This is a genomic window from uncultured Rossellomorea sp. (assembly GCF_947488365.1).
GTDB lineage: Bacteria > Bacillota > Bacilli > Bacillales > Bacillaceae_B > Rossellomorea.
In genome coordinates this window covers 397,503-418,273 of the sequence record NZ_CANKZT010000001.1, presented here as the reverse complement: position 1 = coordinate 418,273, position 20,771 = coordinate 397,503, and the positions used below count along the sequence as shown (strand labels likewise).

General features: G+C 38.8%; 27 protein-coding genes. 21 read left to right on the top strand and 6 right to left on the bottom strand.

The features are described from left to right. Positions 1 to 55 precede the first annotated feature (55 nt). The 4 genes from ablA (at position 56) to Q1B03_RS02250 (ending at position 3,009) form a co-directional block, all read left to right on the top strand. Positions 56 to 1,483: a lysine 2,3-aminomutase gene (gene ablA / locus Q1B03_RS02265; RefSeq protein WP_299737741.1), complete on the top strand. Its 1,428-nt coding sequence runs from the start codon at positions 56 to 58 to the stop codon at positions 1,481 to 1,483. Further along, positions 1,476 to 1,766, top strand: a complete 291-nt coding sequence (locus Q1B03_RS02260) for a YokU family protein (protein ID WP_299737739.1) — start codon at positions 1,476 to 1,478, stop codon at positions 1,764 to 1,766. The genes ablA and Q1B03_RS02260 overlap by 8 nt, the downstream gene beginning before the upstream one ends. Positions 1,767 to 1,875: 109 nt before the next feature. Next, a complete protein-coding gene (locus Q1B03_RS02255) occupies positions 1,876 to 2,100 on the top strand; it encodes a YozE family protein (RefSeq protein ID WP_299737737.1) in 225 nt (74 codons plus the stop codon). Between the two features lie 255 nt (positions 2,101 to 2,355). Further along, entirely contained in the window at positions 2,356 to 3,009 is a 654-nt protein-coding gene (locus Q1B03_RS02250) for a hypothetical protein (RefSeq protein ID WP_299737735.1), read from the top strand. On the opposite strand, the gene Q1B03_RS02245 is transcribed toward Q1B03_RS02250, so the two are convergent. Further along, a complete protein-coding gene (locus tag Q1B03_RS02245) occupies positions 2,993 to 3,163 on the bottom strand; it encodes a hypothetical protein (RefSeq protein ID WP_299737733.1) in 171 nt (56 codons plus the stop codon). The two genes, Q1B03_RS02250 and Q1B03_RS02245, sit on opposite strands and share 17 nt — an antisense overlap. Positions 3,164 to 3,287: 124 nt before the next feature. Here Q1B03_RS02245 and Q1B03_RS02240 point away from each other — a divergent pair, with 124 nt between their 5' ends. Further along, positions 3,288 to 3,464, top strand: coding sequence for a YozD family protein (locus Q1B03_RS02240; protein WP_148969368.1), 177 nt, complete (start codon positions 3,288 to 3,290; stop codon positions 3,462 to 3,464). Between the two features lie 117 nt (positions 3,465 to 3,581). Here Q1B03_RS02240 and Q1B03_RS02235 read toward each other — a convergent pair whose 3' ends face one another. Next, positions 3,582 to 4,670: a DUF2515 family protein gene (locus Q1B03_RS02235; protein ID WP_299737728.1), complete on the bottom strand. Its 1,089-nt coding sequence runs from the start codon at positions 4,668 to 4,670 to the stop codon at positions 3,582 to 3,584. A gap of 289 nt (positions 4,671 to 4,959) precedes the next feature. Between Q1B03_RS02235 and Q1B03_RS02230 the strand changes: the two genes are divergently transcribed. From Q1B03_RS02230 to Q1B03_RS02220, 3 genes are all read left to right on the top strand, one after another. Continuing rightward, positions 4,960 to 5,763: a protein kinase domain-containing protein gene (locus tag Q1B03_RS02230; protein ID WP_299737726.1), complete on the top strand. Its 804-nt coding sequence runs from the start codon at positions 4,960 to 4,962 to the stop codon at positions 5,761 to 5,763. Positions 5,764 to 5,780: 17 nt separating this feature from the next. Continuing rightward, the gene (locus Q1B03_RS02225; RefSeq protein WP_299737724.1) at positions 5,781 to 6,551 is read left to right on the top strand and encodes a sporulation protein; all 771 of its coding nucleotides are present in this window, start codon (positions 5,781 to 5,783) and stop codon (positions 6,549 to 6,551) included. Positions 6,552 to 6,648: 97 nt separating this feature from the next. Then, complete coding sequence (locus Q1B03_RS02220) at positions 6,649 to 6,969, top strand: YodL domain-containing protein (RefSeq protein ID WP_299737722.1); 321 nt, start codon at positions 6,649 to 6,651, stop codon at positions 6,967 to 6,969. Positions 6,970 to 7,044: 75 nt separating this feature from the next. Here the strand turns inward: Q1B03_RS02220 and Q1B03_RS02215 are convergent, their stop codons facing one another. After that, positions 7,045 to 7,188, bottom strand: coding sequence for a hypothetical protein (locus tag Q1B03_RS02215; protein WP_299737719.1), 144 nt, complete (start codon positions 7,186 to 7,188; stop codon positions 7,045 to 7,047). A gap of 17 nt (positions 7,189 to 7,205) precedes the next feature. Next, a complete protein-coding gene (locus tag Q1B03_RS02210) occupies positions 7,206 to 7,328 on the bottom strand; it encodes a hypothetical protein (RefSeq protein ID WP_268876310.1) in 123 nt (40 codons plus the stop codon). Between the two features lie 130 nt (positions 7,329 to 7,458). On the opposite strand from Q1B03_RS02210, the gene deoD reads away from it, so the two are divergent. From deoD to Q1B03_RS02185, 5 genes are all read left to right on the top strand, one after another. After that, the gene (gene deoD / locus Q1B03_RS02205) at positions 7,459 to 8,163 is read left to right on the top strand and encodes a purine-nucleoside phosphorylase (RefSeq protein ID WP_299737716.1); all 705 of its coding nucleotides are present in this window, start codon (positions 7,459 to 7,461) and stop codon (positions 8,161 to 8,163) included. 148 nt (positions 8,164 to 8,311) lie between these two features. Next, on the top strand, positions 8,312 to 9,163 hold the full coding sequence (locus tag Q1B03_RS02200; protein ID WP_299737714.1) for a D-alanyl-D-alanine carboxypeptidase family protein: 852 nt from the start codon (positions 8,312 to 8,314) through the stop codon (positions 9,161 to 9,163). 178 nt (positions 9,164 to 9,341) lie between these two features. Further along, positions 9,342 to 9,929, top strand: a complete 588-nt coding sequence (locus Q1B03_RS02195; RefSeq protein ID WP_299737712.1) for a YitT family protein — start codon at positions 9,342 to 9,344, stop codon at positions 9,927 to 9,929. A gap of 119 nt (positions 9,930 to 10,048) precedes the next feature. Continuing rightward, on the top strand, positions 10,049 to 11,509 hold the full coding sequence (locus Q1B03_RS02190; RefSeq protein WP_299737710.1) for a S41 family peptidase: 1,461 nt from the start codon (positions 10,049 to 10,051) through the stop codon (positions 11,507 to 11,509). A 113-nt stretch (positions 11,510 to 11,622) separates the two neighbouring features. Next, a complete protein-coding gene (locus Q1B03_RS02185) occupies positions 11,623 to 12,558 on the top strand; it encodes an LCP family protein (protein ID WP_299737708.1) in 936 nt (311 codons plus the stop codon). Between the two features lies 1 nt (position 12,559). Here Q1B03_RS02185 and Q1B03_RS02180 read toward each other — a convergent pair whose 3' ends face one another. Continuing rightward, positions 12,560 to 13,285 (bottom strand): helix-turn-helix domain-containing protein, encoded by a 726-nt coding sequence (locus Q1B03_RS02180; RefSeq protein ID WP_299737706.1) that lies wholly within the window; start codon positions 13,283 to 13,285, stop codon positions 12,560 to 12,562. 287 nt (positions 13,286 to 13,572) lie between these two features. On the opposite strand from Q1B03_RS02180, the gene Q1B03_RS02175 reads away from it, so the two are divergent. From Q1B03_RS02175 to Q1B03_RS02155, 5 genes are all read left to right on the top strand, one after another. Beyond that, positions 13,573 to 14,493 carry a GTP-binding protein gene (locus tag Q1B03_RS02175; protein ID WP_299737704.1) on the top strand — a complete coding sequence of 307 codons (921 nt, stop codon included), beginning with the start codon at positions 13,573 to 13,575 and terminating at the stop codon, positions 14,491 to 14,493. Between the two features lie 23 nt (positions 14,494 to 14,516). Then, positions 14,517 to 14,813: a hypothetical protein gene (locus Q1B03_RS02170; protein ID WP_299737702.1), complete on the top strand. Its 297-nt coding sequence runs from the start codon at positions 14,517 to 14,519 to the stop codon at positions 14,811 to 14,813. Positions 14,814 to 14,825: 12 nt separating this feature from the next. After that, a complete protein-coding gene (locus Q1B03_RS02165) occupies positions 14,826 to 15,188 on the top strand; it encodes a DUF2085 domain-containing protein (protein ID WP_299737700.1) in 363 nt (120 codons plus the stop codon). A 103-nt stretch (positions 15,189 to 15,291) separates the two neighbouring features. Then, positions 15,292 to 15,702, top strand: a complete 411-nt coding sequence (locus Q1B03_RS02160; protein WP_299737698.1) for a MarR family winged helix-turn-helix transcriptional regulator — start codon at positions 15,292 to 15,294, stop codon at positions 15,700 to 15,702. Between the two features lie 114 nt (positions 15,703 to 15,816). Continuing rightward, positions 15,817 to 17,436: an MDR family MFS transporter gene (locus Q1B03_RS02155; RefSeq protein ID WP_299737696.1), complete on the top strand. Its 1,620-nt coding sequence runs from the start codon at positions 15,817 to 15,819 to the stop codon at positions 17,434 to 17,436. Between the two features lie 84 nt (positions 17,437 to 17,520). Here the strand turns inward: Q1B03_RS02155 and Q1B03_RS02150 are convergent, their stop codons facing one another. Continuing rightward, positions 17,521 to 17,766, bottom strand: coding sequence for a DNA alkylation repair protein (locus Q1B03_RS02150; RefSeq protein WP_044336558.1), 246 nt, complete (start codon positions 17,764 to 17,766; stop codon positions 17,521 to 17,523). A 71-nt stretch (positions 17,767 to 17,837) separates the two neighbouring features. Here Q1B03_RS02150 and Q1B03_RS02145 point away from each other — a divergent pair, with 71 nt between their 5' ends. From Q1B03_RS02145 to Q1B03_RS02135, 3 genes are all read left to right on the top strand, one after another. Continuing rightward, the gene (locus tag Q1B03_RS02145; RefSeq protein ID WP_299737693.1) at positions 17,838 to 18,122 is read left to right on the top strand and encodes a hypothetical protein; all 285 of its coding nucleotides are present in this window, start codon (positions 17,838 to 17,840) and stop codon (positions 18,120 to 18,122) included. 766 nt (positions 18,123 to 18,888) lie between these two features. After that, the gene (locus tag Q1B03_RS02140) at positions 18,889 to 19,746 is read left to right on the top strand and encodes a CAP domain-containing protein (RefSeq protein WP_299737691.1); all 858 of its coding nucleotides are present in this window, start codon (positions 18,889 to 18,891) and stop codon (positions 19,744 to 19,746) included. A 220-nt stretch (positions 19,747 to 19,966) separates the two neighbouring features. Continuing rightward, the gene (locus tag Q1B03_RS02135; protein WP_299737689.1) at positions 19,967 to 20,740 is read left to right on the top strand and encodes an SDR family oxidoreductase; all 774 of its coding nucleotides are present in this window, start codon (positions 19,967 to 19,969) and stop codon (positions 20,738 to 20,740) included. Positions 20,741 to 20,771: the final 31 nt, after the last annotated feature.

The following is a 20,771-nucleotide window of genomic DNA, read 5'->3' as shown; positions in this document are numbered from 1 at the left end:
TAATGTATAGCTCTGTTCCTGGTGGAAAGATACTTTTGGAAAGTTGGTGGAGTAGATGAAAATGAATCTCTATAAACCAAAGAGCGATTGGAAGGATATTGAGCTTTGGAAAGACGTGACAGATGAACAATGGAATAATTGGTTATGGCAGCTGACCAACACTATCAGAACCCTTGATGACTTGAAGAAAGTGGTGAACCTGACGCCTGAGGAAGAGGAAGGTGTAAAGATTTCGACTAAAACAATCCCTCTTAATATTACACCTTATTATGCATGGTTAATGAATGAAGATGACCCTCGCTGCCCTATTCGGATGCAATCCGTTCCGATTGGTCAGGAAATCCACAAAACGAAGTATGACCTGGAGGATCCTTTACATGAGGATGAAGATTCCCCTGTTCCCGGATTGACGCACAGGTACCCGGACAGGGTGTTATTTCTCGTGACTAATCAGTGCTCGATGTACTGCCGTTACTGCACGAGAAGAAGGTTTTCAGGACAAATTGGAATGGGTGTACCAAAGAAGCAGCTTGATGCAGCCATTGAATATATTCGAGAGACTCCGAGTGTAAGAGACGTACTGTTATCGGGAGGCGATGGTCTACTGATTAATGATCAGATTCTTGAATACGTCTTAAAGAATTTAAGGGAGATTCCACATGTCGAGATCATCCGGATTGGAACGAGGGCGCCCGTAGTGTTTCCACAGCGGATTACTGAAAACCTTTGTAATATCTTAAAGAAATATCATCCAGTGTGGTTAAATACCCACTTTAATACATCAATCGAAATTACGGAAGAGTCCAAGAAAGCGTGTGAGATGCTCGTAAATGCAGGGGTTCCTGTAGGGAATCAAGCGGTTATTCTCGCTGGTATAAACGACAGTGTTCCAATCATGAAGAAGCTCATGCACGATCTTGTTAAGATTCGCGTACGTCCGTACTATATTTATCAATGTGATTTATCAGAAGGAATCGGCCACTTCCGCGCACCGGTTTCCAAGGGATTGGAGATTATTGAAGGTTTACGGGGACATACTTCCGGCTATGCCGTACCGACCTTCGTGCTGGATGCTCCTGGTGGTGGAGGGAAGATTTCCCTGCAACCTAATTACCTTATTTCTCAAAGTGCTTCGAAAGTGGTTGTACGTAATTTCGAAGGAGTCATCTCCACCTATCCGGAACCGGAAGAATACGTAGCAGGCAGAGCAGATGACTACTTTAAAGAAGTGTATCACGATGAAGAGATTAAAGAACCTTCGATTGGAATTGCCGGCTTGATGAATCAAACCCATTCTTCTCTCACCCCGAGTGGGCTTAAGCGTTTGGAACGTAGAAAGGAATACCAGGAAAACCCCGATCACAATTCCCTTAAGGACTTTAGAGGAAAGAGAGACCAGCTTAAGGAAAAGAAGCACAAAGCTATGCTAACGAAAATGAATCAGGATAAAAATGATGATAAGGAAGAAACCATCAATGGATAAAAAGAATACAAAAGTATGTGAATGGTGTGAAGAGAAGACGGCTCATGAGGATCAATCCAGCGTGTATTGGGAGCTTCCAGATGGCACAAGAGCGATTCAAATCGCAAATGTTCCGAGCGTGAGCTGCAGCCATTGTGGAATGGAGTACCAGGATGAAGGGGTCATCAATGAAATAGAAGACCAGCTTATGCTGGTCGACACGAAATTAATCGATAAAGTGATCGCTTATACTGATTTAATGCAACTTCCCCGATTACTAAAGAAAAATTACTTTCGATTTTAATGGGGATAAAGCTATAGAGCCTTAATATGTCACAACAAAGCAAACACTTTACGAATCCATCTACTTCGGCTATCCTTTTAGAAAAGAAGAACAAAGGTAGGTGGAGCAGATGAGAAAATCCTTTTATCATTATTTAATGAAGTATAGGCAACCTACTGCCAAGGATGAAATAACTCAATTCGCAAATTCAGCTTATGATGATCACAGCTTTCCTAAACAATCACAACAATACCATGAAATCAGCTCCTACCTCGAAATGAATGGGCACTATCTTGAAAGTATGTCCATTTTCGATATGGCATGGGACTATTATCAGTTAGAAGAAAAAGATTAACGTGAATACCTTAAAGCTTCCGGACCGACGTTTGTTTTACACTTATGTCGGTCCTTTTTTTCCTCAAGTAGCATGGTCACTCAATCCTCTTTTTGTTGATAGCTACAAAGCCTAAATATAAATTTAATAGTTACAGTGCCTGACAAGCATAGACGATTCCTATTCCAAAGAAAAAAGAGAGTAAGGGATTTCGTGTATACCGATATGGTTGTTACTGCATATCATATAAAAAAGGCGATTAAGGGTGAGGGGAGAATGAAGAAACGAAAAGAGCCTAGATTCAGAGTTGGGGAAACAGTAGTCGTAACAATCTATGGTACAGTCGGGAAAATAACCGACATTAAAAAGCTCGATGGTGAGTTTTTATATGAGGTAAATGAAAGTGAAGGCCTATTCAAGGAGAAAGCATTAGAATTGCTTGATTCTTATGATGGATACATTTTTGAACAGGAACAGATTGATATTGAATATAAATTTCTATTTGGAGATCTTGTAATTGTCAAGGGTTATGAAGAGGATCTCTTTAAAGTGGTAGGATTTCGGACGGAAATATGGCGTTATAAGGACGATGCCTGGGAAGACGTTATTTATGAGTTAATGAGAATTACAGATGGTGAGTGGTTAGAAGCAGACGAAGATGAAATCACCCTGGTTGCAGATGAAGAGCAAGCAGAGGCATTTATAAAGAAATATGGATTCGTATTTCCACAAAAAAAAGAAGGCAAAACAAAATCGCTTCATTCACCTGCTTACCCGAAGCCAAGTTGGATTGATCAGCTCTTAGATCATTATAATGATTACAAAACCCTGTATCTTCTCTTTCAAGATACTAAATATAAGAATAAGATGGACTATGTGTTAGAACAATTAAAAACTCACACGAGCTCTATCGTTAAAGAGAAGGAATAAGCCACATGATGTAAAGAAACACTGGAACACTAACGATTAAGAATGTTAACAATACGCCTCGAAGAATCCATTGCATTCCAGAAACGATCATTCCTTCACCATTTTCTAAATCTTTTAACATCGTTTTTGTTTTTTTAGTGAATGTGCTTAACATCGAATCGCTCCTCTATCTTTGATGATAAAGTCTATGCTTGTCTTTAAAGTCTTATGAAAACTTTTTTCTCCTAGCATAACTCGGAGAGTGTTGTCATAAATTGAGAATCAAAGGGGGCGATCACATGCGGGAGATAGAAGTCTTTATCGACACTGAGGAAATTGCAGAGTTCTTTATGAAAGAACTCGTTCAAAGAGGGTATGTACCATCAGAAGATGAGCTGGAAGAAATAGCGGATATCACATTCGAGTATCTGATTGCCAAATGTATCATTGATGAAGAATGGGAAGAAGATGTTTAGGATCTTTTCAACCATCGAAATGAAAATCACGTCGTAAGGAATGTCCTTTAATATATTGGGGATTAACTCTTAAGTGTCTGTCATGTTTTTCGAAACATGCAGGCACTTTATTTTGAGTTAATCCCGCTTTAGATTAACCAGGAATGAGGTCAACGTTTTCCACTTTTTTGTCATGGAAAAATGACCGGGTACCATCATCGTCAACAACGGCTCCATCACTTCAATTGACTGGTCCGTAAACCAGTCAGTCGAAGAGAGTGTCAAAGGAGGGATGTTATCCCAGGCAGAACACAGTGTTGGACTATACAGCCGAGTTTTTTTGTTTTTTTTCGAATAAACATGAGGCCAGTAATCTGCTCTTGATCCGCTATGTGAATGGTTAATCGCAAAGGAATAAGATGTAGGAAAGACAGTGTCATGAAATAATATACTGTATAATTTCTTGCCTAACACAATCCTTCGCTTTACCTGCTCAAAGTGAGATACCGAAAGCCCTGCAAGAGAGCAGGGGGAATGTTTTCCATATGGAAAGAGAATGGAAGCAAATTCTAAACGGTCCTGCAAGAGAAAAAGCCACTCTTCTACTCCAATAGGTTTTTTCATTTCTGTTAATATTCTCTTTTGAATCATATGCTGCTCATTCATGATGAGTCCAATGGTTAAAACTTGTTCATTACCGGTAGTAAGAAAGTCATTCCAGATATTCATCATGAAAATGGAAACGTTGAATTTTTTTAGGAGGTGAAAGGAAGAATGTCCCGTTCTTTTCCATTGTTCATATAGTAATAATTGAGGGTAGGCATCATGAAAGATGGCTGCATTACATAGCTCGAGAAATGAGAATAACGCTTTTTGATCATTATTGTCCAATACATATGAGAGCAGATTGTTTCGAATGTCTGTCATATGATAACCAGCATTTCTTGATACCATATGAGCAAGAAAAGACCAGTGGATTTCAGGGTGTTTCTTGAAAAAGTCAAGATAACATGCGGTTCTTGTTACGTTATTAAGGTTAGCATTCTTTACTTTGTTCACAATCAGTTCATACAGTTCTTGATCCTGAGGGAAGTAGACCAGGGGAGTAGGGCTTTCGGTTGCATTGTAGAGCTTACATATATACCCCTCGTTCAGAAGAGGTCTCGTGTGGTCATTGCTCCCGGTCTTGATCAGGTTTAAAATCTTTTGAATCGGTGAAGAGGTCAAGTGATCACGCTCCACTAATATATTTTATGGAATTGAAACTAATTTCAAAATGAAACGTATATAGTAATACAAGTGAAAATGAATCATTTTAGGGAGGTTTGTTTATGTTAAGAAAAATAATCAAAGGTTTGTTAAGTTCGAAACATCATCGATATAGCTCCAGTGATGCGTGGAGAAAGTATAAATCACCTAAACATAAACACTTTGGACATCAACATTATAAGAAGCATAAAAGTAAAAGCTTTTTTTCCAGCTTTTTTAGCAGCTGATGGAATGAGAGGAATGTGATATGATACACACTCTTTTTCGCAGACTGATCGATGGTTTTGAACAGACGTGGAAACCGGGAGAAAACATCAATGGCTTCCATATCATCCGATTAGTTGGAAAAGGAAGCTATGGTACCACTTACTTGGTTATCAACCATTCGAATGGAAAAGAAGCCATTTTAAAAAGAATACGCCCTTACAAAAAGTTATTTTCTAATCACGTCCAATATGTTCAAAATGAAATGAATGCACTACAAACTTTATCTCATCCTCAGTTTCCATCCGTATATGCAGCAGGTGAGTATGGAAAGACTCCTTATTTCATTATGGAAAAAATGAACGGTCAAACATTTGAGGAGTTAATTTTTATAGAAGGAAAAACCTACTCCGAAGAAGAATCACTAAAGTTAGGTGTACAATTAGTTACCTTGGTTCAATGGATTCATGAAAAGGGATACGTTCATAGAGATTTAAGGATCCCTAATATTCTATTGGATCATGGGACTCTTCAAATAATAGACTTTGGCCTTGCTTGTGAAATGAATACAACATCAGAGACTATTCCAGAGAAACATAAGGATTATATGAGGGATAAGTCTGTGAAGAGTGATTTCTACGCAATCGGACATTTTCTGTTGTTTTTACTGTATTCTTCTTACGAACCGACGATGAGAAAGGAAAGAAGTTGGGAAGCAGAACTGGCCATTCATCATAATACCAGGATGTTGATTCGAAGACTTCTACAAATTGATTTAGGGTTCAGGGACGCTGCGGAGCTCATTGTGGAATTATCCAGAGTGATTCACACATTACAAGAAAGATAATAGAGGAGGAATTTAACATGTCTTTTTTTAACAAAGTATTTGCGTCAATTGGAATTGGAGCAGCGACAGTAGATACAAAATTAGAAAAATCAAGCTATCAAGCAGGGGAAACAGCAAAGGGTATAGTAGAAATAACCGGAGGGAGCGCAGATCAAAACATCGATGCTATTTATTTAACTCTCTTTACTACATATATTCGAGAATCAGACGACAAGAAGTACACTGATTATGCTCCTATTCAAAAAGTACAGATATCCGAGCCTTTTACCATTGGCGAAAATGAAAAGAAAGAGTTTCCTTTTACCTTTACCTTACCATTTGAAACCCCAATCACATATGGGAATACAAGGGTGTGGGTAGCCACGGGTTTAGACATTAAAAATGCAGTAGATCCCAAAGACAAAGATTATATTGAAATCGTGCCGAATGAATTGACGAATGCTGTGCTTACATCTGTTCAGGAACTTGGCTTCAGAATTCGTAAGGTTGAATGTGAGCAAGCACCACGTCGCTACAGAGGTCGCTACCCATTCATACAGGAATTTGAATTCGTACCGGTAAATGGTCCGTACCAACGAAAATTAGATGAACTTGAAGTGATGTTCATGAATCAATCGGAAGAACAATTGGATCTTCTTTTAGAAGTGGATCGACGTGCAAGAGGGTTAGGCGGATTTTTAGCGGAAGCTCTTGAAATGGACGAATCCATGGTGAAAATGACGATAAGAAAGTCGGACATTCCTGTTCTTTCATCAAAACTGCGAGAAGTGATTAATAAATTCGCTTAATCCGATCGATTCGACAAAGATTCTTATGTTTCCATGAAGGATTCGACAAGGTCTATGTGTAATAGTATGAGTACAACTTAATGACGGAGGGGTGCTCATGCCTTTACTTGAAAAAATCATTCGTCCTAAGCTTTTGAGATCGACCTATGACATGACCATTTTCCAAACTCCTAAGTATGGAGAGAACAAAGGCTATGAAAAGGTATATCGAATCTCTGTTGAAGCTAATAATCATGAAGAAGCCCTATATGAAACGTTCAGAACATTTAACGTACCAGACCTAGTTCCTAAAGATTATCAAGGCAGGTACATTGCTACACGTGATATCATTTTTATTGACGAAGGACGGAGAGGTCATTATTATTATCGCCTTCAGTCAAATGGGTGGAAAAGAGTGAACCGGATCGTGATCCATTAAATAAGCAGGCGTAACACAAAAAGGAAAGAATCATCCATGTCGGTAAGATTCTTTCCTTTATTTTATGGAGAATTTTTATATGTGATTGCCCGGGCCGTTTTTTCGATTCTGGGCTGAATTTTCTTTGCCATGTGCATTGTGTTCAGCATCTAGTGCTTCTTTGGAAATATGGTTATTTTTCTTAGGAGCATTGATTCTGTTTCGGTGTTTTTTACCCATTCAAATTTTCCTCCCCGTTATGATTTAAGTCTTTCAGTTCTTGAAGAGTTAGGTTGTGTCCCGGAACGGGTAGAAGGGTTTGTTTCATTTGCATGCTGTACTGCTTGCTTTAGTTTCTTACTCATTTTTTCTTTAGTCATGTGGATCCCTCCTTCTGACGTTAGTTTGACCCCATGCTCCGCTTTCTATCCTTCCATTTTCATTCGTTGCATAAGAAATAAAAAAGGATTACAATGGTGTTTCAACAGTCTAGTTAGGAGGAAAAGTAAATTGAGTATACATATTAATGCAAAAGAAAATGAAATAGCAGAAACGGTTTTATTACCAGGAGATCCCCTTAGAGCAAAGTACATTGCAGAAACATTTCTGGAAAATCCAACCTGCTATAACGAAGTCCGTAATATGTTTGGATACACAGGAACATATAAAGGGAAAAGGATTTCCGTTCAAGGAACAGGAATGGGTGTTCCGTCCATTTCCATTTATATTAACGAATTAATGCAAAGCTATAACGTCCAAAACCTAATCCGTGTCGGTACTTGTGGGGCTATCCAAAAGGATGTTAAAGTTCGTGATGTCATACTGGCTATGACCTCATCAACTGATTCTCAAATGAACAAATTAACATTTAACGGTATTGACTATGCACCGACAGCTAACTTCGATTTACTTAAAAGGGCATATGATGCCGGAGTGGAAAAAGGCCTTAACTTAAAGGTAGGAAATGTGTTTACTGCCGACATGTTCTACAATGACAATGCCGAGCATGAAAAATGGGCTCAATATGGAATTCTGGCAATTGAAATGGAAACATCGGCTCTATACACATTAGCAGCTAAATATGGACGTAATGCACTATCCGTTCTGACAGTTAGTGATCATATTTTAACAGGTGAAGAAACGACTGCAGAAGAGCGTCAAACAACATTTAATGAAATGATTGAAGTTGCTTTGGAAGCTGCTATTGGGGAGTAGATCCATCTATTATCAAAAGAAACTGCTTACATTCCCATCTCCGGGTTTATAAGCAGTTTTTCATTTTATGAAGTTTATCCTGCTTACAGAAAACCTGATACATGGTAAGATTAAGGATGGAACTATTATAGAGAAACTAGGTGAAAGTATGAAAAAGATCATCTTCGTAACTGCTGCTTCCTTGATTATCTTATCGGGATGTTCGCAAGTACAAGATTGGTCAGAGGATTTATTTGGCCAAAAACAGCAAGAAACGAAAAAAGAGGAACCGAAGCAACAAATTCCACAAGATCAGCCGGATGGACAAACGGAAGAAGAACAACCTGCTCCTTCAGAGGAAGAAGCAGTTCCTCCAGAACTACAATTAGAGTCCCAATACTTCAATGAAGTGAAAGTAGTGGACGGAAAACAAATAATACAAAATCCCTCCAACCTTTTAGCTCTTGTGAATAAGGAATACGCATTAAATGAATACAAACCAACTGATTTGGTCCGCCCAAATGTTCCGTTCGTATTTGGTAATCAAGAACTAGAAAAGGCATATCTTCGTAAAGAAGCGGCAGAGCAGCTGGAGAAAATGTTCGCTGAGGCTAAAGCACATGGTGTTATGCTGACAGCTATTTCAGGCTATCGTTCGTATGAATATCAAAAAATGCTGCTGGAAAGAGAAATTGCTCAGTTCGGAGAAGAAAAAGCCGTAATGGCCGTAGCACCGCCGGGACAAAGTGAGCATCAATCAGGTTTAGCAATGGATATCTCGAGTCAAAGCAATAACTTCCAGGTAAACATTGAATTTGCCGATACGAAGGAAGGCAAGTGGCTTGCTGAGAACGCCTATAAATATGGGTTCATCCTCCGTTATCCGGAAGATAAGGTTTCGATTACACAGTATCAATATGAGCCTTGGCATTTTAGATATGTAGGTAAGGATGCAGCTAAAGTCATTCATGAAAACGATTGGTCTTTAGAAGAGTATTTTAACAATGTGAAAAAGATTTAATGATTTTGAAGGGTCAGGAGCTTTGGGTTTCTGACCCTTTTGGTGTTTGTCATATGTAATATTGCCTTTAAGGAAACTCGCCGCTGCCCACCCCCTCTCCGCTTTTGTTCTGTTTTCTCACTTTCTTACATACAACAATAATAGGGGCTGTCCAATTTGAGGTGAGCGGGTGAAACGGATGTTGAGAACTTTTAGCATTATTATTATAGGAAGTGTGTTTGTAGGGATCGGAATTGATCTTTTTTTCGTGCCTCACCATTTCCTGGATGGGGGAATGATTGGGGTTGGACTAATTGCCCATTATTGGTTTGGTTTTAAGCCGGGACTTACGATCATCCTTTTGAGTGTTCCATTATATATGCTGGCTTTTTTCGTGGACAGAAAGCTTTTCTATAATAGTATCCATGGCCTCTGGTTATCCTCATTAATGATAGACTTTTTTTATCAATGGAAAAATATTTTCACTTTGCCTCCCCTTATGAGCGCCTTTTTAGGTGGGACCTTCGTTGGAATCGGAATCGGACTAATGCTAAAAGGAAACTCTGCAACAGGCGGTTCCGACTTACTAGCTCAATTGATCGGAAAAAACTTCCACTTTAATGTGGGGAAATTAATCTTTGTCTTTGATAGCATAGTGCTGGTAGTTGGCTGGCCGATCATCGGTATGGAGTCTTTCTTATATTCTTTATTTGCTGTCAGTACAGTAGGTTTTTTTACAACGATTTTGACACATCATAATCATGACAATGGATTTTCCTTTCGTTAATATTAAAAAGCTGATAGAATAAAGAAGTTATGAGCTTATGATTGCTAAAGATAGATGTTTCATGATATTGTAGACGATAAATTCACACAAGATACATAGCAACGAAAGTGGTGGAAGCTTTGGAACAAGATAAGACGGATCAGTCACAACAAGAAACCCATTCAAATTTTATAAAAATTAAGAAGTTTAAATTTGTTATGCTCCTGTTCTTCCTTGTATTTGCAACGGCAGGAATTACAACATTTGCACTGGCATTCGGAGATGAAAAAGCGGTCAATGTAGGGGTTACAGAACGTTCAGAATTTCAAAAACTTTATGAAGCCTATGATAAGTTAAATGAGAATTATTATAAAGATCTTGATCAGGACACTTTAGTAAATGGTGCTATTAATGGAATGCTTGATAGCGTCGGTGATCCTTATTCTGATTATATGAATGTCGAAGAAGCAGAAAAGTTCCAGGAAAGCATCTCCTCTTCATTTGAGGGGATTGGTGCAGAAATACAGGAGAAAGAAGGATATATATCCATCGTTTCTCCAATAAAAGGTTCACCGGCAGAGAAAGCTGGTTTGCAACCGAATGATACAATCACTAAAGTGGATGACAAAAGTATTCAAGGAATGTCTGTAACCGATGCGGTTCTCCTCATTCGTGGAGAAAAAGGGACAAAGGTTACACTTACCATTCAGCGACCAGGGCAGGATAAGCCAATGCAAGTTACCATCACCAGAGATGAGATTCCAATTGAAACCGTTTATGCAGAAATGAAAGAAAATGGTGTAGCTGAAATCCAAATTACGAGCTTTTCAGAGAATACGTATAAAGAATTAACTGAAGCATTAAATGAGATGAACGATAAAGGCATGAAAAAACTTGTTCTTGATTTAAGACAGAATCCAGGTGGATTACTGGATCAAGCTGTGAAAATCTCTAACTTGTTTGTACCGGAAGGCGAAGTTCTATTCCAAGTAGAAGACAGCAACGGGAAAGTGGAAAAGTATGTTTCCGAATCCGGGCAGAAAATAGGCGTGCCAACAGCCGTTCTCGTTGATGGAGGAAGCGCAAGTGCTGCAGAAATCTTAGCAGCCGCTGTAAGTGAGTCAAACGATATTCCTCTTGTTGGAACAAAAACCTTTGGTAAGGGAACGGTTCAAACAGCCGAAACCTTTAAAGATGGTTCTAACATGAAATTCACAACGGCTAAGTGGTTAACACCTGATGGCAATTGGATACATGAAAAAGGAATCACACCTGATATTGAAGCGAAAATGCCAGATTATGCACAGCTTCCATATATCAATCCGGATAAAGAACTTAAAGAATCAGACTTATCGGATCAGGTAAAAACAGCAGAGCAAATGCTCAATGCTCTCGACCTGAATCCAGGAAACGTTGATGGATATTACGATGAGGACACAACAAAAGCGGTTAAGCAGTTCCAGGAAAAGAATGAACTAGAGGTAACTGGAACGTTAAATGCTGAGACGACGGTTAAGCTTATGTCCAATCTCCGAGATAAACTAAAAGAAAACGATCCGCAAGTGAAAAGAGCGATTGAAGAATTAAACAAAAATAATTAAGTAGAAGATCTCAGGTGAAAGCACCTGAGATCTTTTTTTGGCTATTGGTTTCTTCTTACTCGTATAGAATATATGAGATGTACCAACAATGAGAGTATATATGAGGTGATCTTATGAAAAAAACAGCATTACTATTGGCTCTATTATTTTCTGTATTCATTGTTGTAAGTTGTTCGCCTTTCTGGGGTGGGAGCGAACAACCGGTACCAAAAGAAGAAGTTCAATCGCAAAAGCGTTTCTTAGATGAAAATAATGAATCGATTTTTCCTTTAGTCCTTCAGGAAAAAAAATCTCCTGTTAATGTCCTTCTAATCGGTTCAGATCAACGAAAAAACGAACCTGCCCGTGCAGATGTTTTAATGGTTGCTCAATATACGCCACAATCGACATCCATTAAGATTGTTTCCATCATGAGGGATACATTCGTAAACATCCCTGGATTTGAAAAGAGCAAAATTAATCATGCGTATACGTGGGGGGGAGAAGAGCTCCTGGCCGAAACGATAAAAAATAATTTCAACATAGATATTCACCATTCCGTGAAAGTGAATTTTAATGATTTCATAAACATGATGGATCTCGTTTTTCCAGAAGGGGTCGGGGTTACAGTGTCAGAACCGATGATCAAGTATTGGAAATGGGCGAAGGATCCCGGGAAGCAAGTATTAAAAGGAGAAGAAATCTTACAATATGTGAGGTTTAGGGGAGACATAAAAAGCGATTTTGGACGAGTGGAGCGGCAGCAGGAAATCATGGCTTTGGCAGAAAAAAGTCTTATGGAGCAAATGCAGTCCGGAGAAGGAATTACAACCGTTGTTTCCCTAATGAGAGAAGGTTTAAAAAACGTAGAAACCTCTACGCCTATTAGTGAAGTGATAAAGTATGGTATGTCATTAATGCTGAAACCCGTGAATCGTGTGGACACACTTCGTGTACCGGTAGAAGGAAGTTTTACTGACCTTTCGACTGTAAATGCAGGACTGGTTTTAGATATGGACGAACAAAAGAATCAAGAAGCTATCAGGGATTTTCTAAATACAGTTGAGTGATTTACCAAGAATGAAACTCAGAAGAATCCAGGTCAAGAAAGGTTTCTATCTTTTTCATTTTTCTTACAATTAAATCGTGTAGATATTTTTTGAACTTCAAATCCTCAGTTTGATTATGTTCCAGATGCAGGATTTTAAGATGTTCCAGATGCTCTTTTAATGTACGCTCATCACTATCAGATCCACCGGACTGGACTTTGCGAAGAATCACGTCCACCAACTTTTCGTGTGTAGCTTCAATTGTCTTCGTCCCTTGTCTCGCATATATGGCCCCATACCTTAATTCACCTCTGGTCACAATAGAAGTATAGGGAACATAACGCGGATCATAATCAATGATAAGAACCTGAAATCGTTTTAAGTCCAACAATGGATGGATACCTTTAGAGAAAATGAAATCCTCCGTCCTGTATCGTAAATATTTAGGAAGCAGATGCTGCAGTTTATTATCAACATCTGCTTTATCTAAAAATTCCTCATCCGTCAATCCCTTTAATTCTAACGATCCATCATCATATTGCATCACTCCTACAATTATGCATCCGCCTCCCGTATTGGAGATAGCGAGGATATGCTTCGCCATTTTTGTGAATTCAATCCAATCTGATTTGAAATCAACGTAATCTGTTTCGCCCGTATTATGAAGTAACAGATCCTTCAACGTTTCATGAGAAGGATTCTTCAAAAAGTCCCTAAGTTTAAGCGGAACAATCTTCTCGTAGTACAATGACAACCCCACCTTTAAAGTTTTAACTGTTTATAATTTCGGCTGCAATGAAGCAGCTATTATTGAAAGCTACAAGATACAAGGGACATCCAGAGATAATCCTTTAGTGTCGCGGTTCCTGTCTATTCATTCTATGCGTGTAAAAATAAGAAATCGCTTTTTTACTAAAGAATCTTCATCCTCTATTCTCCCTTTTACATAAATAGTTGGTGTGGATGCTTTGGTTCGTTGTGTTCATAAGCACTTTCTAATAGAATATGTATAGGATCTATAGAGAGGAAGATTAAATGAAGAAAGATGTTTATATACTATCCGGATTTCTTGGAAGTGGAAAAACGACGTTACTAAAAGGATTGCTGGAGTCCTTAAAGGATCAAAATAAAAAACCGGCTGTCTTAATGAATGAACTGGGAAGTGTCTCCATTGATAGTGATGAAGTTGAAAAAGATACGGCTTTAAGAGAGTTGCTTGATGGATGTATTTGCTGCACCATTTCAGAAAAGCTGGAGTCTCAGCTTCAGGAATTGTTAATGAACGAGGATTTCGATGTATTAGTGATAGAAACGACAGGAGCAGCACATCCTGTTGAGGTGGTCGATTCCATCCTTTCTCCTCTGTTTGCCGATCAATTCGAATTTAGAGGGATTGTTACTGTGGTGGATGGTTTACAGTGGAGAAACAGGGATGATTTTAGTCCAGCTGTTTTACATCTGATGAGAGAACAGATTCGTCATGCTCAATATATTGTCGCGAATAAAACGGATTTGCTTTCAGAAATGGAGCAAGGGACATTCTCATATGACCTTCAGCAAATTAACCCCAATGCTAAGGTATATTTAACGAACTATTCAAAGGTGTCGATGAAAGATTTATTCACTTTGAAAGCTGATCACAGGAGCGGTTCCTATGAGAAAGCATCCATCGGTGAACATTTATCCTTACAAGCGATCGTATATTCCTTTGATGGAACAGTGAGAGGAGAAGCATTTGAGGAATGGGTGAAAAACCAACCTGATGGCATTTACAGAATGAAGGGTTATGTTCCATTACAGGGACGCAAAAATCCAACCTTGTTTCAATATTCATATGGCATGCCGCTGTTCATGCCTGGAGATATGAAGTACCCAACCAATTTTGTCATAATTGGAGAAAACTTACATAAATCAGAAATAATACGTTCTTTGCAGGAGATAGACATAACGGAATAACCTAAGGTGAGGAGAAACGTTATATGGTGTTTCTATTGTTTAGTATAGAACTAATCTTATTTATCAGTGGAATGTATGGTTTAAGCATGTATGAAACGAAACTGCAATTCGTTATCTTTATTGGATTAATTGGGTTCAGTGTGATTATGTTTATAACAACGATCGTGTACTATCAGCGGAAAAAACATAAAAGGGATAGAGCTTATGACTGTTGGGACTGTGCAATTTATTCCCCTGACTGCATTCCTTCTCCACGCTTAGGAAAGAAATTTGATTGTGATTCACCGGACTGTGATTGCACACCGGACTGCAGTCCATAGGAGGGGAAGGAAGTGAAAGCCATCCTTACATTATCCTTTATGCCCTGTCACAGAATACGAGAACGCTCACTCGTCGTCAGGGGGAAGCAATTTCCCTTATGCTTTCGCTGTATGGGAATTCTCTTGGGAATCCTAATCGGGATCCCGTTCGTTTGGTTGTATTTCCCTTTGGTAACATTCGTTCATTTGCTTTATGTGGGGATGCTCATCTTCCCCCTACTGGCAGATGGATACACCCAGAAGTGGAACTGGAGAACCAGTACGAATCCGTTACGGTTGCTGACCGGTCTCCTATGTGGGATCGGACTATCGATCAGTATCATTTTATTCTCCAAGATGGGAGTCAGAACCGTCATGATCTTGACTGGTTCATAACCATTGACAGATTAGAAGAAAATGTTTAAACTATAATAGTTAACTTAGTGAACTATTTATTTAGTGCAAGAAGTGAGAAAGGTCGATTTTAGTGGGAAAAGAAATGTACGAGTTAGAGGGATTATTCCGATCCGTTTTTAGAATGATGAAATCAGATATTCGAACCATCTTTGGTGAGTTCATTTCCAATGGAGAATTTCGGGTACTTCAGCTCATTAGCGAGAATGGGGCATTGAAATCCTCGGAAATATCCAAACGTATGGAAGTATCGGCAAGTCACATCACTTCCATTACGGATACATTAGTAGAAAAAGGCTATATCACAAGAATGCGGTCTAACGAAGATCGTAGAGTAGTAGAGTTAGCTCTGACACCTCAGGGCGTTGATATGCTGGCTAAATGTGAAGAAAAAAAGACTCAATACTTTCAGGAACTATTTGTGAAATTTGATAAAGAAGAGATTAACCACCTGATTGAACTGTTTGAAAAGCTATTAGCATCGAATCGCAAGTAATAAGTGTAAGCATGAGGGAGCAAGGGTTGACCGGAATGGGTCATCCCTTCTATTATGCTTAATTACTTAAGTAAGTGAATTATTCTTATCATAAATATTAAGGGAGACTTAAAAATGGAGCACTTAGAACATCGAAAAAAAGTAATGATCATGATAGCCATCATGTCAGCCATGTTATTTGCGGCATTGAATCAAACGATAGTGGGGACCGCATTACCAAGAATCATTTCTGAGATTGGTGGGCTTGACTACTATAGCTGGGTTTTTACAATCTTTATGTTAACCAGTTCGGTAACGGCCATCTTAGTAGGGAAATTATCAGATATGTATGGAAGAAAGCCATTCATCCTACTAGGTATTGGTGTGTTTATGATTGGTTCATTCTTGAATGGACTTTCATCATCAATCCTTCAATTAATCATTTTCAGAGGAATTCAAGGTTTTGGAGCGGGTATGATCATGTCTACTGCGTTTACGGCCGTCGGGGACTTATTCTCTCCAAGGGAACGAGGGAAATGGCAGGGATTAATGAGCAGTGTATTTGGTCTGGCAAGTGTGTTCGGTCCAACATTAGGTGGCTGGATTGTTGATAATGCAGACTGGCACTGGGTATTCTGGGTGTTCCTTCCTGTTGGTTTCATTGCCTTTGGAATGATTTATAAAATGTTCCCTTCACAGAAACCAAATAGAGGATTGAAAGTGGACTACTTAGGTTCCATTATGCTTACTCTGACGATTATTCCATTATTATTGGCCTTTACGTGGGGTGGAAATGATTATGAGTGGGTTTCCCTTCCGATTATAGGTTTACTGTCAGCAACGGTGGTATCTTTTGTCTTATTTATCATTACGGAAAAGAGAGCAAGCAATCCTGTACTTCCACTTCAATTGTTCAAAAATAAAATTTTCACATTATCAAATATCATTGGATTTATCCTGGGAGCAGGAATGTTTGGAGCCATCATGTATATGCCGTTCTTTATTCAAGGGGTCATGGGGACATCTGCCACTAAGTCGGGCTTGGTGATGATGCCGATGACATTAAGTATGGTGATCGCGAGTACAGTTGGTGGACAGATCATCACGAAGACAGGCAGATATAAATTTCTAGCCCTAATCGGTTTGTTCGTAATGAGTGCTGGAATGATACTTTTATCCTTTATGGATACGAACACAACCAATACAACGGCTCTAATCAATATTATTATAGTAGGAACAGGTCTTGGGCTGAGCTTCCCGGTGTTCACTTTAACCGTTCAAAACGCTGTTCAGCATAAGTTCCTTGGTGTGGCTACCGCTGCCACTCAATTATTCAGACAAATCGGCGGTACGATTGGTGTAGCCATCATGGGTACCGTGATGAATACTTCCATGTCTTCAAAGATGACTGAGAAAATGTCAGATGTGAAAGACTCACCTCTACTTACGAATCCTGAAACATCAGGAGTGCTGAAGCAGCTTCAGGATCCTCAAAACATTATGAATGGTGAGAAATTAAAAGAATTACAATCAACATTACCGAAAGAATTCCAAGGGATATACGCAACCATTCTCGAAGGTGTGAGAGAGGCGTTAAGTTTCGCTTTAACGAATGTCTTCTTTATCGGTGCTATCATTCTTCTCTTTGGTTTTGTATTAACGTTCTTTATGGAAGAAATCCCTTTACGTATGTCGAATAAAGATGTAACAGAAGAAGAAAAAGAAACTAAGCTTAAAGAAGCATCCAATCATTAATTGGCATGAGCACTAAATACAAAAAGGGTGACCGGATAGATCTGTCGGAGAGACAGAGTCATCCAGTTACCCTTTTTGTATGCCTTACATTGTACTTTCTCCAAACTTCTTAAACGTCATTTCATCCTCTACTAAACCGCAAGCGGCACATTGAACTTTTAAATCAGGTCCATTGTATGCAAGATGAAAGGGCTCGAGCTGCCCTTCTTCATAACTCTGAACAACTTCTCCAGAGGCAGGATCAAGTTTCACACTCTGAGATACTTGTTGTATAATATTAAATCGAGTGCGATTTGTTTTACAGCTGGGACAGCGATAGGGTGTAGTCATGTACATCACCTTTCTTCGTTTTTTTCTAGTATGCTTTATGATTTAACTTTTTATGTAAAGGTTGTTTGGATATGACATTAGAATCTTTCGATGTATTATTAGAAGCCTACAGGCAGATCTGGAAAAACCGATTGTTAATAAGTGAAGGTGTTTCTTCAGAAAATATCCTGAAGGAAGCGATTAAACGTGAACTAATGGACGGCAATAGTCATCCAAGAGTGCGTAAATCAAAAGAAGAAAAATACCTCTCAGCTACGAAGAGAATTATTGAATCGGACCTGACGAGTGAAGAGAAAGTTGCTTTAATAAAGCTACATCTTGAAATGGTCTTACGATTGTTTGAAGATACATATTAACATTTAAATGCTGTGTTATAGCAAATTAGGACAAGTGATAGACATTAGTCATCCCATTCTGAGCATTTTTCTTCCTTGTATACCTGCGTAGGTATATAATGATGATTAGATTATTAAAAAGGATGATGCCAGTATGCTAGTAATTAGCTTAATTCTCTTTAGTGTACTTTCTTATATGATGTATTATCGATATTTCCCTGTGAGAACAAAACAATGGTCTTCTCTTGAGGTAACTTCCCGACATGTAGTCGTTGATGTCCGGGATTATCAGGATTCCTCTAAAGAAGATTGCGCTAACATTATAGCGATCCCGTGTGGATATATAGGAAGGCACTCACACGATATCCCTAATGGTCCTATCGTGGTAATGGGGAGTAATCTTATAGAATGCAATGTGGGCGTTAGACAACTAAAACGTCTTGGGTTTCAGGTCAAAGGATATATTATTGTTGAATCTGACAAAAAATGCAAAGAATACCTATCTTTAGGGTGAAATCGCGCTTTCTGTGAAATGTAACTGTAACATCCGTTACAAAATTGGGTCTGCTCAAAAGCTGTCAATACTGATATACAGGTAATAATTAGTTTCCTGAGCTAAATAATACAACCATTGGAAATGTAAGTAAATCATTTCAAATATACTTTCTCCCTACTAGAATCAATGATTACTATAGTACTATAGGAAAATTGTCTTTCATAATAGAACAATTGATATCTAGTTACCAAGATCTCCCGTAAATGTAACAAAAACGGGGTGGTATGATGAATGTGCAGCAAGAAAAACACATTCACTAAGGAGGAATTCATTTTTATGAACAAGAAAATGATGGTTTCAACAGCAACAGCATTTACACTATTAGCAGCACCATTCGCAGCAGGAAAAGCTGGGGCTGAAGCACCATGTCCAACTCCAGATAAGGTTTCACAACAGGTGAACACTTTTAAATATAATGGTAATCAAGAAGATTTAAATAAATTTGTACAAGATACTCTATCAAAATTTCAAATTGATGGTAAGAATATTAATGTACAAGAGCTGTTAAAAGGACAAGCTCCTCAAGCCCAGGCTGCACCAGCGCCAGCTAAGGAAGCACCGAAAGCTGAAGCACCAAAAGCAGAGGCACCAGCACCAGCACCAGCTCCTGAAAAACAAGAAGCACCAAAAGCAGAAGCTCCTGCTCCTGCACCTGCAGCAAACGAACAGAAACAACAACCAGAACAAAAGGTAAGTGAAGAAACAGGTCAATTAAGTCAATACGAGCAGAAAGTAGTGGAGTTAACGAACCAAGAGCGTGCAAAGCAAGGTCTTCCAGCGCTTAAAGTAGATACTGAGTTAAGCAAAGTTGCACGTGAAAAGTCTCGTGATATGCAAGCGAATAACTACTTCTCTCATGATAGCCCGACTTATGGTTCACCATTCGACATGATGAAGCAGTTCGGCATTCAATACAGCTCTGCCGGTGAAAACATCGCTATGGGTCAACCTACTCCAGAAGAAGTAGTACAAGCATGGATGGACAGTGATGGTCACCGTAAAAATATCTTAAGCTCTAACTACACTCACATCGGTGTAGGACATGTAGAAAACGGTAACTACTGGACTCAACAGTTCATTGGTAAATAATATAACACAATCATGAAAGCAGCCTCTCTTATGGAGAGGTTGTTTTTTTTGTGTACGAAAAAGGATGAAGCCCGTTTAGGTTATTTTAATCTTATCAAAATAAAATATACAAAAAATGGGGCTATTGTCGAATATGAATGCATTATTAAAGAGCTTACATTTGCAATTCAACATAATCATTCTTACTATTGAAGTATAACGAGTACGTGGAGTGAACTTGATGAAAGAAAAAGTTGTGTTTATAACGGGAGGATCGAAGGGGATCGGTCGGCGAACGGTAGAGGAATTCTCGAAACAAGGATATACCGTTATCATTAACTACAGACAAAATGATCAAATTGTTGAGAATCTGGTTTCCCATTTGATGGGGAAATATAACAATAAATTAATAGCCATCAAGGGTGATATTTCTGTACCTGAAGAATGTGAGCGAATGGTAACAGAAATTCTGAATGAAGTGGAAAGTGTCGATATCTTAATTCATAATGCAGGTCCCTACGTGAAAGAGCGGAAGTCATTTACTGACTATTCCCCAGAAGAATGGAACTACATAGTAAACGGAAATTTAAATAGTGTTTTCTACTTATCAAGGTTGATTATTCCTAAAATGAGGGAAAAGAAATGGGGAAGAATTATCACGTTTGGATATGATCGAGTTGAAACATCACCAGGCTGGATCTATCGTTCCGCGTTTGCGGCATCAAAAGCAGGACTTGCTTCCTTTACGAAAACCATATCTATCGAAGAAGCGCGTAATGGAATAACGGCGAACATGGTCTGCCCCGGGGACATCGTTGGGGAATGGAAAGAAGAAGAGATTCATAAAGCGAAAGAACATCATGATTCTAACACACCGGTGGGGCGTCCTGGAACGGGTGAAGACCTTTCGAGAATCATTTCTTTTCTATGTCAGGAAGAATCCGATTTTATTACCGGTTCCATTATTCCTGTTACAGGGGGCAAGGATGTGCTTGGAAAGGTATTTCGTCAGTGAAGGAGTAAATAGACACAGCAGAAAAAAATCT

Bases quoted from the DNA above. Each gene is read 5' to 3' on its own strand.
- Q1B03_RS02255 (WP_299737737.1), top strand. From the start codon at position 1,876: ATGAGAAAATCCTTTTATCATTATTTAATGAAGTATAGGCAACCTACT.
- Q1B03_RS02230 (WP_299737726.1), top strand. From the start codon at position 4,960: ATGATACACACTCTTTTTCGCAGACTGATCGATGGTTTTGAACAGACG.
- Q1B03_RS02215 (WP_299737719.1), bottom strand. From the start codon at position 7,188: ATGGGTAAAAAACACCGAAACAGAATCAATGCTCCTAAGAAAAATAAC.
- Q1B03_RS02155 (WP_299737696.1), top strand. From the start codon at position 15,817: ATGGAGCACTTAGAACATCGAAAAAAAGTAATGATCATGATAGCCATC.
- Q1B03_RS02220 (WP_299737722.1), top strand. From the start codon at position 6,649: ATGCCTTTACTTGAAAAAATCATTCGTCCTAAGCTTTTGAGATCGACC.
- Q1B03_RS02260 (WP_299737739.1), top strand. From the start codon at position 1,476: ATGGATAAAAAGAATACAAAAGTATGTGAATGGTGTGAAGAGAAGACG.
- ablA (WP_299737741.1), top strand. From the start codon at position 56: ATGAAAATGAATCTCTATAAACCAAAGAGCGATTGGAAGGATATTGAG.
- Q1B03_RS02200 (WP_299737714.1), top strand. From the start codon at position 8,312: ATGAAAAAGATCATCTTCGTAACTGCTGCTTCCTTGATTATCTTATCG.
- Q1B03_RS02195 (WP_299737712.1), top strand. From the start codon at position 9,342: ATGTTGAGAACTTTTAGCATTATTATTATAGGAAGTGTGTTTGTAGGG.
- Q1B03_RS02135 (WP_299737689.1), top strand. From the start codon at position 19,967: ATGAAAGAAAAAGTTGTGTTTATAACGGGAGGATCGAAGGGGATCGGT.
- Q1B03_RS02145 (WP_299737693.1), top strand. From the start codon at position 17,838: ATGACATTAGAATCTTTCGATGTATTATTAGAAGCCTACAGGCAGATC.
- Q1B03_RS02140 (WP_299737691.1), top strand. From the start codon at position 18,889: ATGTGCAGCAAGAAAAACACATTCACTAAGGAGGAATTCATTTTTATG.
- Q1B03_RS02185 (WP_299737708.1), top strand. From the start codon at position 11,623: ATGAAAAAAACAGCATTACTATTGGCTCTATTATTTTCTGTATTCATT.
- Q1B03_RS02240 (WP_148969368.1), top strand. From the start codon at position 3,288: ATGCGGGAGATAGAAGTCTTTATCGACACTGAGGAAATTGCAGAGTTC.
- Q1B03_RS02175 (WP_299737704.1), top strand. From the start codon at position 13,573: ATGAAGAAAGATGTTTATATACTATCCGGATTTCTTGGAAGTGGAAAA.
- Q1B03_RS02210 (WP_268876310.1), bottom strand. From the start codon at position 7,328: ATGACTAAAGAAAAAATGAGTAAGAAACTAAAGCAAGCAGTACAGCAT.
- Q1B03_RS02225 (WP_299737724.1), top strand. From the start codon at position 5,781: ATGTCTTTTTTTAACAAAGTATTTGCGTCAATTGGAATTGGAGCAGCG.
- Q1B03_RS02170 (WP_299737702.1), top strand. From the start codon at position 14,517: ATGGTGTTTCTATTGTTTAGTATAGAACTAATCTTATTTATCAGTGGA.
- Q1B03_RS02150 (WP_044336558.1), bottom strand. From the start codon at position 17,766: ATGACTACACCCTATCGCTGTCCCAGCTGTAAAACAAATCGCACTCGA.
- Q1B03_RS02245 (WP_299737733.1), bottom strand. From the start codon at position 3,163: ATGTTAAGCACATTCACTAAAAAAACAAAAACGATGTTAAAAGATTTA.
- Q1B03_RS02250 (WP_299737735.1), top strand. From the start codon at position 2,356: ATGAAGAAACGAAAAGAGCCTAGATTCAGAGTTGGGGAAACAGTAGTC.
- Q1B03_RS02160 (WP_299737698.1), top strand. From the start codon at position 15,292: ATGTACGAGTTAGAGGGATTATTCCGATCCGTTTTTAGAATGATGAAA.